A 14,586-nucleotide genomic window follows, 5' to 3' on the forward strand; every position below is an offset into this window, starting at 1 on the left:
CTTTGGGTTTTTATTTTAAATTTTCTCGTTCGAATTAATTATAGAATCTGCCAATTCTATAAAAAACAGATGGAGCGGAGTGAATCAAAAAATTGGTAAAAAGAGGGGACTGATTTGAAATATCTGCCTAGACCAATTATAATGAGAAAAGAGATGCTAGCAAGTTATCCTAGTTTTCAACCAATAATGACAGTCAGGAGCGGCAATAATTATGGCTATACCACGCTATATTGAGATTCATAATGAGATTCGTCAGCGCATTGCAGCTGGTGAATGGGGGACGAATAAACGCCTTCCGGCCGAACGTGACTTGGCCGAATCCTTTCACGTTTCCCGGATGACCCTCCGCCAGGCGATTCAGACCCTAGTTGATGAAGGCATCTTGGAACGCCGTGTTGGATCCGGGACCTATGTGGCTGAGAAAAAGGTTTCAGAACGGGCGCTCGGTGTGACTTCCTTTACGGAATTGATGAAAAAATCAGGTCGTGAAGCGCAGACCGTGACCGTTTCTTATAAGGTGACGACCCCATCCGTTTCGGAGTTGGAGCATTTGCAACTCAAACCAGAGGACGAAGTTTTGGTGATGGAGCGCTTGCGCTTGGGTGATGATGAGCCAATCTTGTTGGAACAGACGACCTTACCTGTAAAGCTGGTCAATAACTTTACCCGTTCAAGCCTGACAGAGTCGCTCTACGCCACTTTAATCCAGGCCGGCATTCAGCCAGGCCGAGCCGAACAAACGGTCACAGCGGCGCTGGCAACGGAGCGACAAGCTGATTTCTTGCAAATTAAGCGCGGCGATCCAATTTTGGCCGTCCGTCAGGTCTCTTACGACCAGGAAGACCACCCTTTTGAATACGTGCGCTCATACTACGTTGGTGATCGCTTTGAATTCCAATTGACTCGCTAATGAATCATTAATAGTTTGAAAAAAAGGAGCTCAACACATTGTGTTGAGCTCCTTTTGTACTGATTTTTTATTTGTGGTTATAGCGCTTTGCTAGGTAGTCACCAACGACTTGGACAATCAAGACGAGGACGAGGACCAAGAAAGTGGCCACCAAGGTTGTATCATTGGCAAAACGGTTGTAACCGTAGGCGATGGCCATGTTTCCCAGACCACCAGCACCAATGGCACCGGCCATGGCTGTTAACCCAATCAAGGAAATCAGTGTCACCGTTGACACACGAATCAATTCGGACCGACCTTCGCGGAGGTAGACACCAAAGACGATTTCAGTGAAGGAAGCCCCAACTGCTTGGGCAGCTTCGACAATCCCAGAATCAACTTCAGTCAAGGCAACTTGAACCTGACGGGCATAGAAGGGGAAGACTCCCAATGACAATGGCACCAAAGCGGCAGTAGAACCGATTTGCGTTCCAACAATGGTCTTAGTGACGGGAGCAATGAAAGCCAACAGGATAATGAACGGAATTGCTCGGAAAATCGAAACAATCTTATCAAAGATCCAGAAGAGGACTTTGTTTGGGGTAATACCACGAGGGCTTGTGACAACAAGGCCAAAGCCAAAGATTAAGCCCAAAAGACCACCGAAGATAGCGGACCAGAAGGTCATAAAAATTGTTTGGTTAATTGCAGTTAGCCAACCGGTATCACCGGACCAGCCTTGATAAACGACGTTTGGAAATGTTTGTGAAAACCAATTACTCATGCTTGCTTTCCTTTCAAGATATCAACAGAAACGCCTTGGTCTTTTAAGGACTGCAAACCGGCAGCCAAACCATCGGCTGAGCCTGAGAGGATGACTAACAGGGAACCAACTTCGGTTCCTTGTAGAATCTCAACGTTACCGTACAGGATGTTGGCGACAACTTCATACTTCTGATAGAGGGTGGTGATTAATGGTTCGTTCGTGCTGTTACCAGAGTAAGTCAGACGGGCAAAGACCTCGTTGTCGTTTAAGGTTGTAATGGCATCCGATTCAGCAATCGTTGCCAAAGCCTTATCCTGGTTTGTGGCCGTTTCAATAAATTCCTTAGTTAAGGCGGCTTGTGGCTTCGTGAAGATGTCCAAAGTTGAACCTTCTTCTAGGACCTGACCATCTTGCATCACGGCAACCTTGTTAGCCACTTCCTTGACCGCATCCATTTCGTGGGTAATCAAAAGAATGGTCAAGTTGTATTGCTGATTTAACTTCTTCAAAAGGGCCAAAATCTGGTTGGTCGTCTTTGGATCCAAGGCAGAGGTTGCTTCATCAGAAATCAAAATTTCAGGGTCGTTGGCCAAAGCGCGGGCGATGGCGACACGTTGCTTTTGACCACCGGAAAGTTGGGCAGGGAACTGGTCAGCTCGATCAGTCAATTCGACTAATTCAAGCAGCTCAGCAACCTTTGCCTGCTTTTCGTCGGCCTTTAATGGGCTATGCTGCAAGGCAAAGGCCACGTTTTCAGCCACCGTACGCTCGTTGAGCAAGTTAAAGTGTTGGAAAATCATTCCAATCTTGCGGCGGCGGTCGCGAAGCTCATTTGGCTTAATCTGGACACCGCTCTTACCAGCACCTTGACCGTCAAAGAAGGTTTCGCCATTCACGATGACTTGGCCGTTTGTTGGGACCTGGAGCAGGTTAATGACCCGGACCAAAGTTGACTTACCGGCGCCGGAGTAACCAACGATTCCGAAGACGTCGCCACGGTTCACGTCGATGGAAACGTTTTTAACCGCCTCAATGGTCCGCTTTTTTTGTTGGAAGGTCACATCAATATTTTTTAAAGAAATAATTGGATTCGTCATTGATAAATTCTGGTGCTTGCGCACTTTCCTTTCTGTTTGCTACTAGTGATTAGCATAGCTACCAATGATTAGTTTAACAAACTTTATGTTGTCTTCGTAATCAGTCAGGCGAATGTTTTCATTTGGAGCATGGTCTAAGGCGCCTTGGTAGCCGACACCCAAAGAAATAATGGGGGCCTTGATAGCATTGTTGACATAGGCCATTGGGCCGGTTCCTGGTGAAGTTGGGGAAACAACGGGTTCACCTGGATAAAAGTCCTTAGCCAGGTCGATGACCTTTTTGATTTCAGGATCCGACATATCTGACCGGTAGCCAGGTTGACCAAGGGTCTTTGTTACTGTCAAATCAGCAAAGCCCTGGTCGATCAAATAGTCTTGAATCTGCTTTAAGGTTTTGTCTGGATCCATACCGGGAACCAGACGGGCTTCCAGCTTAGCGGTTGCTTTCGCTGGTAGCACTGTCTTGACACCCTGATCTTCGTAGCCAGAGGAGATACCCTCGATATTAATACTTGGTTCGAAGTAGAGGGCTTCCTTCCAATCGTCACCACGCTTGTCGGTTAATAGTGGGGCAGTGATTTGATGGCCCTTGATAAATTCTTCCTTGGTGCCAGGCAAAGCGGCAACCAAGTCTTTTTCGCGCTGGTTAGGGGCGATGACGTCCTCATAGAAGTTAGGGACTTGAATGCGGCCCGTCTTTGGATCAAAAAGGGTTGCTAACCCTTGGCTTAAGCGCCAGGCAGCGGAATCAACAACGGTTGCTAATGAGGAATGGAGGTCGATGCCAGCCGTCTTGGCCGTCACATCGAAGGTCACGATTCCCTTATTACCACCACCAAGTTCGATTTGTCCCTGCTCGTCTTTATTACCGGACTCCCAGATGATTAAATCAGCTTTTAATTCTGGATACTTGGCTAAATAGTCATCCAAGTGCTGTGAGGCGGTTTCCTCAGAACCTTCAATTAAGAAGGTAATGTTGACGGGTAATTGGCCATCGTTTTCGTCTAAGTATTCGGCTAAGGCCGTGAAACGGGCCGTGATATTCCCTTTATCGTCATCGACACCGCGACCAATCAGATGGCCATCTTTTTCAGTCAAAGTCCAGGGGTCTTGGTCCCACAGGTTAAAGGGTTCCGCTGGCTGCACGTCGTAGTGGTTATAGATAATCAAGTTTTTTGCATCGGCTTGGTTACTATTAAAGTGCGCAATGACCAGTGGGGCAAAGTAACTGTCGTCGATTTCGACTTGGCCACCAAGCTTTTCCAATGCTTGACCGAGAAGGGCAGCCGTTTCAGGTAGCTTCTCGTGCTTTGCTGAAACACTGGGGAGGGCAATCAATTCTTTTAAGAAAGTGAGGTATTCTTCTTTACGATTTGACATGAGTAATTTTCCTTTCGTGGTGATGATTAAATATGTACGCGGGACAAGCCCGCCTTGTCGAATTACTTCTTGTAATCCCAAACAGTGATTTCGGCACCGTCGTAGTTCTTCTTAACTAATTCCTTGGTCTTAGCAGTTTGGATAGACTTCACAACATCCTTGTAAATCTTCTTATCCTTGTCAGACTTGTTAGCCGCAACGAAGTTGAAGAATTGAGTCGTGTTCTTGTTCAAACCTTCAACATAGATGGCAGAGTTAAAGTCGATTCCTGCTGACTTAGCAAAGTTTGTGTTGATAACAGCACCGGCAAACTTAGGATCCTTCAATGAAGTTGCAGTTTGTGAAGCATCAACTGGCACAATCTTCAAGTTCTTAGGGTTTGAAGTAATGTCGTTTGGTGTGGCCTTGTTCGTGTCCTTCACCTTAATCAAACCAGCTTCGGCCAAGAGGTGGATACCACGGTTTTCGTTAGTAACATCGTTGGCAACGGCGATTTGGCTACCATCAGGGATGTCCTTGATTGACTTGTACTTGTCTGAGTAGACACGCAATGGTGTAGTCCAAGTGTCACCGATTGAAACGATGTCTGTCTTGTTAGCCTTGTTCCAGTTTTCCAAGAATGGGTAGTTTTGGAAGGCGTTCAAGTCGATGTCGTGGTTGCTCAAGGCCTTGTTTGGCTGTGAGTAATCAGAGAACTTAACGGTCTTCAAAGTAATACCATACTTATCCTTAGCAGTCTTGGCTGCTTCTGCCCAGATCTGGTCTTCTGATTTGTCACCGTTCATGACACCAATCTTAACCACCTTGTCGTCTTGGCTACCGTGGTTGAAGAAGCTGAAGTAACCAATTCCAACAATGGCTGCGGCGGCTACAATTCCAATAATCGTCTTTTTTGCACTCATAATATCTTTCTCTCTTTCCTATGTTACTCAATTATTTTAATTAAATTGCTTGTCCCAAGCGGCGACTTCTGATTCACCATACTTTTCCTTGATCAATTGCTTGGTCTTGTTTGTTTGGTAAGCCTTAACGACGTCTTGGTAAATCTTCTTGTTCTTGTTCTTCTTTTGGGCAACGATGATGTTGACCCACTGGTGTGAATCCTTGTTCAAAGGTTCCACGAAGATGGCATCTTGGTACTTTAGGCCAGCTGACTGTGCATAATTACCATTGATGACGGCCCCCTGAACATCTGGAAGGTTACGAGCGGTTTGATCTGCTGAAACTTCCTTAATCTTCAAATTCTTTGGATTTGAGGTGATGTCCTTGGTTGTTGCCAGCGTCAATCCTGATTTCAACTCAATCAATCCAGCGTACTTCAAGAGATAAAGGGCCCGACTTTCGTTTGATGGGTCATTTGGAACGACGATGGTGTCGCCATCCTTAAAGTCGCTGACGCTCTTGTATGAGTTCGAGTATAGGCGGATTGGGCTAATGGCCGTTTCACCAATTGAGGTTAATTCGTTGCCGTTCTTTTTGTTGTAGGCATCCAGGAAAGCGTAGTGCTGGAAAGAGTTCAAATCAATGTCGCCGTTTTGCAAAGCCTTGTTTGGCTGTGAGTAATCGGAGAACTGCTTGAACTTAATCGTCACTCCGTACTTATCCTTGGCCGTTTGAGCAACGCTCTTCCAAATATCATCGTCATCTTTGTTCGCTGACATAATGCCGACTGTCACCGTTTTATTACTGCTTGTACCTTGATGACCAAAGCTGACGTAAGCTAGTGCAGCGACAGCAACGACTGCGATACCGGAAATCAACCAACCTTTTTTTGACATTTTCTTGTTATTATCTCCTTATATCTTTATTTTAATTTTAGCAACAAAAAAAGCCACTTCTATCTTTAAGATTTAAGACAGAAGCGACTTTCGCGTTACCATTCTGAGTTTTAGCCAAAAGTTGCCTTTAGGCTGCTCACTAACCATCGGGCCCCGGGGAATGATCCTAGCCGAATGGTGTGCCCAAGTAACGAGGGCCAGTCCGTCAACTACTAACGGTAAACCGATTCGTAGTTGCCAATCACAGGTCATTTTCAAAAGCTTCTTTACCTTACCTTGCACCAACCGGTAAGTCTCTAGGCTAAAGTTACTTTTTACTTTCCTGATCAACTTGTTTGATATGATGTGTTTATATTACAAGATGTTAGCTTCCTTGTCAACAAAAATGATAAAAATTTTAATAAAAGTGCTAAATTAGTCTTTGTTTAGAACTATTATATCAAAAATATTACTGATTTCATTGAAACAATTAGGTTGAAATTTCGGTGTTTTATTCGGGCCGGCGTAGCATTTGAATGTGGCTTTTGATTTATTGATATAGTAGTAGCGATGAGGTGATGGCGGGGGGCACATAAATGGGAAATCTAATCGTGATTCGAGGGAATTCGGGTAGTGGCAAAACGGTCACCGCGAACGCTTTACATGAACAACTCGGTGAAAATAATTTATTAATTCCGCAAGATTATGTCCGGCGGACAATGTTACGAGTGAAAGATACACCCAACAATCTAGCAATTAATCTGATCAAGGAGATGGCTTTGTTTGGGATTAAAAATTGTCGTTATACAATTGTTGAGGGGATTCTTCCGACTTCGAAGTATGGCCAAATGCTGTCCGAAATTATCAATCAAGCTGAGAAAAGCTTTATCTATTATTATGATTTGCCATTTGAAGAGACGGTCAAACGACATCAAGGAAAAACGAATCCAGGTTTTGATGAAGCTGATTTGGCAAAGTGGTTTCAACCCCATGATTTATTACAGGTTACAGGTTACAGGTGAAAGGGTCATTGCCCCGAGCCTTGGCCAAGAAGCAGTTGTTCGAAAAATCATGGCTGATTTAGCTCATTAAGGGTATGTTAGGTTACTTGAATTTAGTGCTGATTAAAGGAACCATCCTATATGACTATCGATGAATTCTGAAGGAGTGACGGATGGAAATTCGCTTATTACAATATTTTTTAAAGGTGGCGGAAACGCAAAATATCACGCAGGCTGCTGCTGATTTACATATTACGCAGCCAACATTAAGCCGGCAAATTCACGCCTTTGAGGAACGCTTGCAGACTAATTTGTTTATCCGTGATAATAAAAAGCTGACGCTTACTGATTCGGGCCGATTTTTGAAGGCCAAAGCAGAAGAACTAGTCGCTTTGGATCAGAAAACCGAGCAAGAATTTGCAACCTATCAGGACCGGGAACTAACTGGGAAGGTCACTATTGGTTGTATTGAGTCGGATAACTCAACTTTTTTGGCTAAAATTATGAAAACCATGCGAAAACAGCACGACCGGGTGACCTTTGAACTTTATAGTGGCAATGGAAACGATCTCTTAGATAAGCTTGAGAAGGGGCTGCTTGATTTGGCCTTTATGGTTGGTCCTTTGACCCTTGACCAGGCTGATTTTAATGTGGTCAAGTTACCCGGTACTGAAGCCTTGGGGATTGTGGTTGCTTCGCAAAGTTCACTAGCCGATAAAAAGTTTGTGACGGCCGCCGATCTTTTGCCTTTACCAATTATTGGCGCCAAGCGGGCTGCAGTTCAAGAAAGTTTTTATCAGTGGGGCCAGTTTGATCCCGAGAAGATGAATATTATTGGCATGTATAATTTGCTCTTTAATGTTCTACCACTGGTTCGAGAGGAGGTTGGCGTTGCTTTGGCCATCGAGGGGGCCAGCAATGAAAATACGGACGGGACAAAGTTTATTCCTCTAGAGCCACGATTGGAAAATGAGCGAATGCTGGTCTGGAAGAAGGACCGCATTTTAAACCCAACTGCTCAGGAATTTATTCAATTGGTTAAAAATGCCTAAAAGGCATGAAAATCAGCTTAATAAGTATTATACGTATGTCAATTTTGGGGTTAAGATAAAAATATACGAAAGAAGCAAAACTTGCTCTGGTCGCGTTAGCGACCTTTTTTGTGCGATTTTATAGAATGTGAGGAACTGATTTTTGAAAAAAAGAGTTTATTTGTTAGCCGGACTCGGCATCATTTTAATTGGTGCTGACTTGCGTTTGCCAATTACGATTTTGCCACCAATTTTGCCTCAATTACATACCATTTTAGGTTTGCCAACCAGCGTGAGTGGCTGGCTCACCACGATTCCAGTTTTGATGTTTGCCTTAGTATCACCAGCAATTGGAAAATGGGGCGTGCGTGCTGGGAATCCGCAAGTCTTATTCTATTCTCTGTTACTATTAACGTTTGGAGTAGCTATTCGGGTCATTACGAATCCGATTTTGCTCTTTGTGGGAATGGTTTTGATTGGTATTGGTCTGTCCGGTGGGAACGTCTTGTTACCAAGTATTATTCAAGAGTATTTTCCAAAGCAAAGTGCTTTACTGACGGGCATTTACCCAGCCATGATGACGCTCTTTTCTGGTATCGGGACAGCAACGGTGGTACCAATTTTAAAGGCCACAAATTTTTCCACAACTATGATGGTTTTTGCCGTCTTAACGGTCTTAACGTTGATCGTATGGGGAAGTGCTTTTAAGCAATTACCACAAACTAACCATCAGCTGGAAAGCGAAGAAGAAGCTGAAGGTGATTTTTCGGTCAAAAATTATCGCGTAACCTGGTTGATTACGTTGTTCTTTGGGATTCAGTCATTGTTGGCCTACTCATTAATGACTTGGATGCCAAAATATTGGATTGATCATGGCTTTGTGGCAACAACTTCCGGCGTCTTGGCTACTTTTTTCCAGATTTTTGGGATTCCAATGGCCATTGTGACCCCAATGATTGCCAAGCGGAAGCCAGGGATGATTGGGATGGCATTATTTAGTGCCATTGCTGTTTCAGTGGCAACTTTTGGGATGCTTTTCCCTACTCATAGTTTTTTCTTGAACGCCCTTTGGTCAGCTCTTTCTGGAATGGGGACAGCAGCTGCCTTTACCTTAAGTATTGTCTTTTTTCAACAGAAAACTGTTCGCTTTGAACAAACGGCCGAATTATCGGGAACCGCTCAGTCAGCCGGTTACTTGTTGGCTGCAATTGGGCCAATTGCCTCCGGTTATCTAATTAACCAATTCCATTCTTGGGATATGATTTTTGCCATTTATTTGATTTTGTCGATTTCTTTGGGCTTCTTAGGATTCGGAATTATCTTTAGTAAGAAGATTGGTGCAGAAAGCTAAACTGATTTTTCATAATAATTGATTGAACGAAAAAAGAAGAAGGAACTTGCATCTAAGTTCCTTCTTCTTTTTATGCGTTTAAATTCTTATAGGTAGCGATTGCTCGTTTGCGGGCAAGGGCATGGACTACGATTGGTTTTGGATAATCTTTTCCCAGGACTACCTGGTATTGTTGTTGGTCGGCTTCGCTCAAGCGGTCGATATGATGAATTTTATCGGCTGGCAAATCAGTGAGGGCGGGGATGTATTGTTTAATAAATTTGGCATCCGGATCAAATTTTTCGGCTTGGGTAAACGGATTGAAAATTCGAAAGTAAGGGACGCTGTCCGTGCCGGTTGAGGCAGCCCACTGCCAGCCGCCGATATTGCTAGCGGGGTCATAATCAACTAATTTTTCTTGAAAATATTGCTCGCCCCATGTCCAATTAATCAGTAAGTCCTTGGTTAAAAAGGAGGAAACGATCATGCGTAAGCGGTTATGGAGCCAACCAGTTTGGTTCAACTGCTGCATGGCCGCATCGATAATAGGAAAGCCGGTCGTACCGGTTTTCCAGGCGTTAAATTGGGATTCGTCGTTAATCCAGGGAATGCTTTGGAACTTCGTGTTAATAGCCTGGTCCTTTTGGTCAGGGTAAACGGTGTAAATCATATTATAAAAGTCGCGCCAGCAGAGTTCCTTGATAAAAGTCTCTTTGCCCAGACTATCAGGTTGGCGGTTGACCGCATCGTAAACCGTTCGGATGGAAATTTCACCAGTTCTTAAGTACCGTGATAAATGGCTGGTACCATCCAGCGCTGGAATATCTCGGTTTTGGTCGTAGTCGGCTAATTTATTAGAGACAAAGTCCTCTAAAGTGTTGATTGCTTGCTGCTCACCAAGACTGTCCTGGTAGGCATAGCTGTGGTTGGGATTGATTAATTTTTTTAGGTCATCAATGCGGTCCTCGAACGGTTCCGCCACCTGTTTATTACGAATTGCAGTGCTGGCTAGAACCGGCAATGGCTGGTCTTTTTTAGAAGGTAACCACTTTTTATAGTAAGGAGTAAAGATTTGGTAGGCGCTTCCGTCTGGTTTTTTGATTGAAGAGGCGCTGGTCAGGGTAAAGTCCAAAAAGGGGTGAGCGACGATACCGAGTTCTTGTGAGAGGTAGCGGATGGTTTGCTGGTTCCTTTTGCGACCGTAACCACGCTCATCGAAATTGAGGTAGATGTCGCTGATGGAGGGAACTGCTTCTTTGATTTCTGTAATAACATCGGTCACTGAACCATTTTGGATTGAGAGAGTGATATTGTCTTCGGCAAGGGTCTCTTTAAAATGTAAGACACTAGCAAAGAAGGCGCTCTGGTTAACGCTTGCATTATTTTGGACTTGTTGTGGGTCAATGATAAAAATGAAGATGACCTGGTCGCTATTTTGTATGGCGACATGCAGCGCCTGGTTATCGGTCAGTCGCAGGTCCCTGCGAAACTACATAATACTTGTTTTTGCCATTTATTTTCCTTATTAAAAACTTACTTTTGTCTATCCGTGTTTAAGAGTGAAAAATCAGTGGTGCTAATTGTGTTTTGATTGTTTCGCTTAATTGGACGAGAAAAATCTGCTTTTTGACCGTAGTTTCTCGTGCAAGCATATGCTTGGCTGATTTGTAATTATTTCCTATTTTATCCTACTTGTTGTTGTCGGCAAAATGCGATTAATTGCCGGTCGGAAGGACCTCGCTGTTCTAATTTCTTTAATTCATTTAGAAATAACAAAAAGCACTATACAGACGTAAAAATTCTGTTATACTAAAGACATAATAAAATTTCTGAGGGAGTAACTGACGAAATGTTCGTGGCTGATAACCGTCAAAGCAAAACAGTAGTGTTTTATATCGTGCAAGCTTTATTGCACCGGCTCAGCCTTAAACAGTGAGACTCATACCATAACGCTTTTTTTGCGTTTGGTATGGGTCTTTTTTCTTTTACCCAGACCAGATAAAAAAGAGAGTAGTCAGAAAAGGAGAGAATTGTGGCAAAACAACCGTATCAAATTGATGTCACTGATTTGACCAGCGAGCTCAAAACCAATGTGCAAACTGGTTTAACCGAAGAACAACTCCAAGAACGCTTGGCAAAGGATGGGCCAAACGCCCTGGTCGCTAAGAAAAAGCGTAGCCTTTTTCAAAAGTTTGTCGACCAATTTAAGGATTTGATGATTGGTATCCTGTTGGCCGCCGCCTTAGTGGCTGCCTTTACGGGCGAAACAACCGATGCTGCCTTTATTTTGGCCATCGTGATTATTAACGCGGTCTTCGGTGTCTTCCAAGAAAGCAAGGCCGAAGGCGCAATCGAAGCCTTGAAGGCTTTGGCAACACCGAAGGCCAGAGTAGTGCGTGCTGGTCGAGACCAAGAAGTACTCGCACCTGATTTGGTCGTGGGTGACCTCGTGTACCTGGAAGCAGGGGACGTTGTCCCAGCTGATTTGCGTTTGGTTTCTGTCGCTAACTTACAGGTGGAAGAATCAACGTTGACCGGTGAATCAGTACCGGTGGAAAAGACGGATGCCGTCTTGACTGGTGACAACTTGCCGCTGGGTGACCAAGCGAACTTGGCCTTTATGAACGCCAATGTGACCTATGGAAAGGCAACCGGTATCGTGATTGCGACCGGAATGCAGACTCAGGTTGGTCAGATTGCGGAATCACTGCAATCAACTGATGAAACCAAGTCACCATTGCAGGAAAACTTGGCACAGTTGGGTCGGATTTTGACTTATCTGATCTTGGCGATTGCGACCTTGACCTTCGTGGTTGGTTACTTTACCCAGGATGCTAAAGTGATTGATTTGATTTTGACTTCGATTTCCTTGGCCGTGGCTGCTATTCCTGAAGGGTTGCCAGCCATCGTCACGGTTACGCTGGCCTTGGGAACAGCCCGAATGGCCAAGAAGGCCGCCTTGGTTCGGAAGTTGCCTGCCGTTGAAACTTTGGGATCAACGGATATTATTGGTTCCGATAAAACTGGAACCTTGACCCAAAACAAGATGACCGTTGAAAAGTTAGTCTTGGATGGGGAAATCGTTGATTTGAAGGCTGAAAATCCTTTCGAAGCCGACCAGGTGAACCCTGATTTGCTGAAGTTGGCCGACTTGCTGGCTTTGAATAACGATACAAAGGAAATCGATGACGGCTTGGTGGGTGATCCAACCGAAACTGCCTTGATTGCCTTTAATAAGAAGTACCGTCCGGCTTACAAGGACACGCTTGCTCAAATGCCTCGTGTCAGTGAAATTCCGTTCGATTCCGAACGAAAGCTGATGACGACCATTCACCCAGTTGCTAATGGTTTTGAAGCAACGGTTAAGGGGGCACCAGATTCAATCTTGGCTCGCGTCAGCCAGGTCTTAGACCACGGTGAAATCAGGCCCGTGACCGATGCTGATTTGGCCCAGTACCAAGACATTAACGCTGAGTTAGCCGATCAGGCCCTCCGTGTCTTGGCCTTTGCCTACAAGGATTTGGCAGCAGTGCCAGATAATCCACAAGCCGATGATGTGGAAAAGAACTTAATCTTGGTTGGCTTAATCGCCATGATTGATCCGGAACGTCCCGAAGTCAAGGGTGCCGTTGCCGAAGCCAAGAAGGCCGGTATCCAACCAATTATGATTACGGGTGACCATCCTAAGACCGCCGCTGCTATTGCCGGTCGTTTGGGCATCTTAACGGATGAAGATGACCGCGCCAAGGCCGTGATGACGGGTGCGGAATTAGATGAAATGCCGGAAGAAGACTTCCAAGACCGGGTTAAGGATGTTCGTGTCTATGCTCGAGTGGCACCGGCCCACAAGGTTAAGATTGTTCAAGCTTGGCAGGGTAAGGGCAAGGTCGTCGCCATGACCGGAGACGGTGTCAACGATGCGCCAGCTTTGAAGACTGCCGATATCGGGGTTGCCATGGGGATTACCGGAACGGAAGTTTCCAAGGAAGCGGCCGACATGGTTTTGGCCGATGATAACTTCTCAACAATTGTTGCGGCCGTGAAGGAAGGCCGGAAGGTCTTTGCCAACATTCAAAAGGCCTTGCAGTACTTGCTGGCATCAAACTTAGCTGAAGTGATTGCCATCTTTATGATGACGTTGCTTGGCTGGGAAGTTCTCGCACCCGTGATGATCTTGTGGATTAACTTAGTAACAGATACCTTGCCAGCGATTGCCTTGGGACTGGAACCGGCTCAAAAGGGCGTGATGTCACAGAAGCCACGTGGTAAGACCGCTAACTTCTTGTCTGGTGGGGTTGGCCCAGCCATTATCTGGCAGGGAACGATGCAAGCCATCTTGGTTTTGGCAGTTTATGGCATTGCCTTGGCCTTCCCAGAACACCAAGGATCAGAGTTGATTCACGGGGATGCCTTGACGATGGCCTTTATGACCTTAGGATTGATGCAGATGTTTAATGCCATTAACGTTAAGAGCGTTTACCAATCGGAGTTGGGACCACAGGCCTTTGCCAACAAGTTCTTCAACTGGGCTTTGGTCTTCTCACTCTTTGCTATGATGGCCGTTGTCTTTATCAAGCCATTGAACCCAATCTTCCACGTGACTTACCTTGATAGTCACCAGTGGTTGACCGTTGTCCTAGCAGCTTTCTCTATCATTGTGATTGTCGAACTGGTAAAATGGGTGCAACGACAATTTTTCAATAAAGGATAAAGCATAGTGGCAAAATTTAACCCCAAGCAATTACAGTATTATCTCCAAGCACTCCAAGATGTCTTGACAAAGACACAGGAGACAGCTGACCACGTTTCACCATTCTTCGTCAAATTAGATTCAGCTAAGCAAGAATCAGCAGTCGCTGACATGCCCAAGGCTGATTTTGCCGAAGTAAAGGCGGAATTTGATGATGCTGTGGCTGTTTACCAAGAAAACGCTAAGACTTTAGCCGCCTTGACCGTACCTGTTCGTTTTATGGGTGCTCACAAGACGTTGGCAAAGGCTTACCAGGATTACGCTGACGCGACAGCCATGATGGCTGATGCATTGATCCTTGATGGCCAAAAGGTTGACGACGAGAAATTTGCTCAATCTGAAGCTGACCAGGAAACTTACTTGAACAAGGTTCAAGCGCAAGTTGCTAAAATTTTTGGTGTTTAACATCAAGTAAAAAGCATCACCGGACTGAAATGACGAAAAGTCAATCAGGAACGGTGGTGCTTTTTTATTTGGAAAAAAGGAAATTGTTGTTAGTTGGGCGGCCAAAAGCTGGGACTCCCCCCTTCAGTGCACGGGGAAAGGGTGATGTCACCAATTATCAAATTGAGAGTTGCGTTGTTG

Annotated in this window: 12 protein-coding genes and 1 other annotated feature; of the genes, 6 read left to right on the forward strand and 6 right to left on the reverse strand. The window is 45.0% G+C overall.

From position 1 onward, the window contains the following. The first annotated feature begins 211 nt into the window (after positions 1 to 211). Positions 212 to 910, forward strand: coding sequence for a GntR family transcriptional regulator (locus tag FEFB_RS00315; RefSeq protein WP_047974267.1), 699 nt, complete (start codon positions 212 to 214; stop codon positions 908 to 910). 67 nt (positions 911 to 977) lie between these two features. On the opposite strand, the gene FEFB_RS00320 is transcribed toward FEFB_RS00315, so the two are convergent. From FEFB_RS00320 to FEFB_RS00340, 5 genes are all read right to left on the reverse strand, one after another. Continuing rightward, positions 978 to 1,673, reverse strand: coding sequence for a methionine ABC transporter permease (locus FEFB_RS00320; RefSeq protein WP_047974268.1), 696 nt, complete (start codon positions 1,671 to 1,673; stop codon positions 978 to 980). Next, complete coding sequence (locus tag FEFB_RS00325; protein ID WP_047974269.1) at positions 1,670 to 2,752, reverse strand: methionine ABC transporter ATP-binding protein; 1,083 nt, start codon at positions 2,750 to 2,752, stop codon at positions 1,670 to 1,672. The genes FEFB_RS00320 and FEFB_RS00325 overlap by 4 nt, the downstream gene beginning before the upstream one ends. A 42-nt stretch (positions 2,753 to 2,794) precedes the next feature. Continuing rightward, complete coding sequence (locus FEFB_RS00330) at positions 2,795 to 4,132, reverse strand: M20/M25/M40 family metallo-hydrolase (RefSeq protein ID WP_047974270.1); 1,338 nt, start codon at positions 4,130 to 4,132, stop codon at positions 2,795 to 2,797. A 62-nt stretch (positions 4,133 to 4,194) separates the two neighbouring features. Beyond that, positions 4,195 to 5,034: a MetQ/NlpA family ABC transporter substrate-binding protein gene (locus FEFB_RS00335; protein WP_047974271.1), complete on the reverse strand. Its 840-nt coding sequence runs from the start codon at positions 5,032 to 5,034 to the stop codon at positions 4,195 to 4,197. Positions 5,035 to 5,070: 36 nt separating this feature from the next. Beyond that, positions 5,071 to 5,910 carry a MetQ/NlpA family ABC transporter substrate-binding protein gene (locus tag FEFB_RS00340; RefSeq protein WP_047974272.1) on the reverse strand — a complete coding sequence of 280 codons (840 nt, stop codon included), beginning with the start codon at positions 5,908 to 5,910 and terminating at the stop codon, positions 5,071 to 5,073. 76 nt (positions 5,911 to 5,986) lie between these two features. Next, positions 5,987 to 6,249: a binding site (T-box leader), on the reverse strand. A 236-nt stretch (positions 6,250 to 6,485) separates the two neighbouring features. On the opposite strand from FEFB_RS00340, the gene FEFB_RS00345 reads away from it, so the two are divergent. The 3 genes from FEFB_RS00345 (at position 6,486) to FEFB_RS00355 (ending at position 9,272) form a co-directional block, all read left to right on the forward strand. After that, positions 6,486 to 6,911 carry an adenylyl-sulfate kinase gene (locus FEFB_RS00345; protein ID WP_082131866.1) on the forward strand — a complete coding sequence of 142 codons (426 nt, stop codon included), beginning with the start codon at positions 6,486 to 6,488 and terminating at the stop codon, positions 6,909 to 6,911. 152 nt (positions 6,912 to 7,063) lie between these two features. After that, positions 7,064 to 7,942 (forward strand): LysR family transcriptional regulator, encoded by an 879-nt coding sequence (locus FEFB_RS00350; protein ID WP_047974273.1) that lies wholly within the window; start codon positions 7,064 to 7,066, stop codon positions 7,940 to 7,942. 142 nt (positions 7,943 to 8,084) lie between these two features. Beyond that, entirely contained in the window at positions 8,085 to 9,272 is a 1,188-nt protein-coding gene (locus tag FEFB_RS00355) for an MFS transporter (RefSeq protein ID WP_047974274.1), read from the forward strand. A gap of 70 nt (positions 9,273 to 9,342) precedes the next feature. Here FEFB_RS00355 and FEFB_RS00360 read toward each other — a convergent pair whose 3' ends face one another. Beyond that, a complete protein-coding gene (locus tag FEFB_RS00360; protein ID WP_235271943.1) occupies positions 9,343 to 10,728 on the reverse strand; it encodes a deoxyribodipyrimidine photo-lyase in 1,386 nt (461 codons plus the stop codon). A gap of 555 nt (positions 10,729 to 11,283) precedes the next feature. Here FEFB_RS00360 and FEFB_RS00365 point away from each other — a divergent pair. Continuing rightward, positions 11,284 to 13,962, forward strand: a complete 2,679-nt coding sequence (locus tag FEFB_RS00365; RefSeq protein WP_047974275.1) for a cation-translocating P-type ATPase — start codon at positions 11,284 to 11,286, stop codon at positions 13,960 to 13,962. 6 nt (positions 13,963 to 13,968) lie between these two features. Beyond that, positions 13,969 to 14,406, forward strand: coding sequence for a hypothetical protein (locus FEFB_RS00370; RefSeq protein WP_047974276.1), 438 nt, complete (start codon positions 13,969 to 13,971; stop codon positions 14,404 to 14,406). Positions 14,407 to 14,586 lie beyond the last annotated feature (180 nt).

Source organism: Fructobacillus sp. EFB-N1 (assembly GCF_001038455.1).
GTDB classification, from domain to species: Bacteria; Bacillota; Bacilli; order Lactobacillales; family Lactobacillaceae; genus Fructobacillus; species Fructobacillus cardui.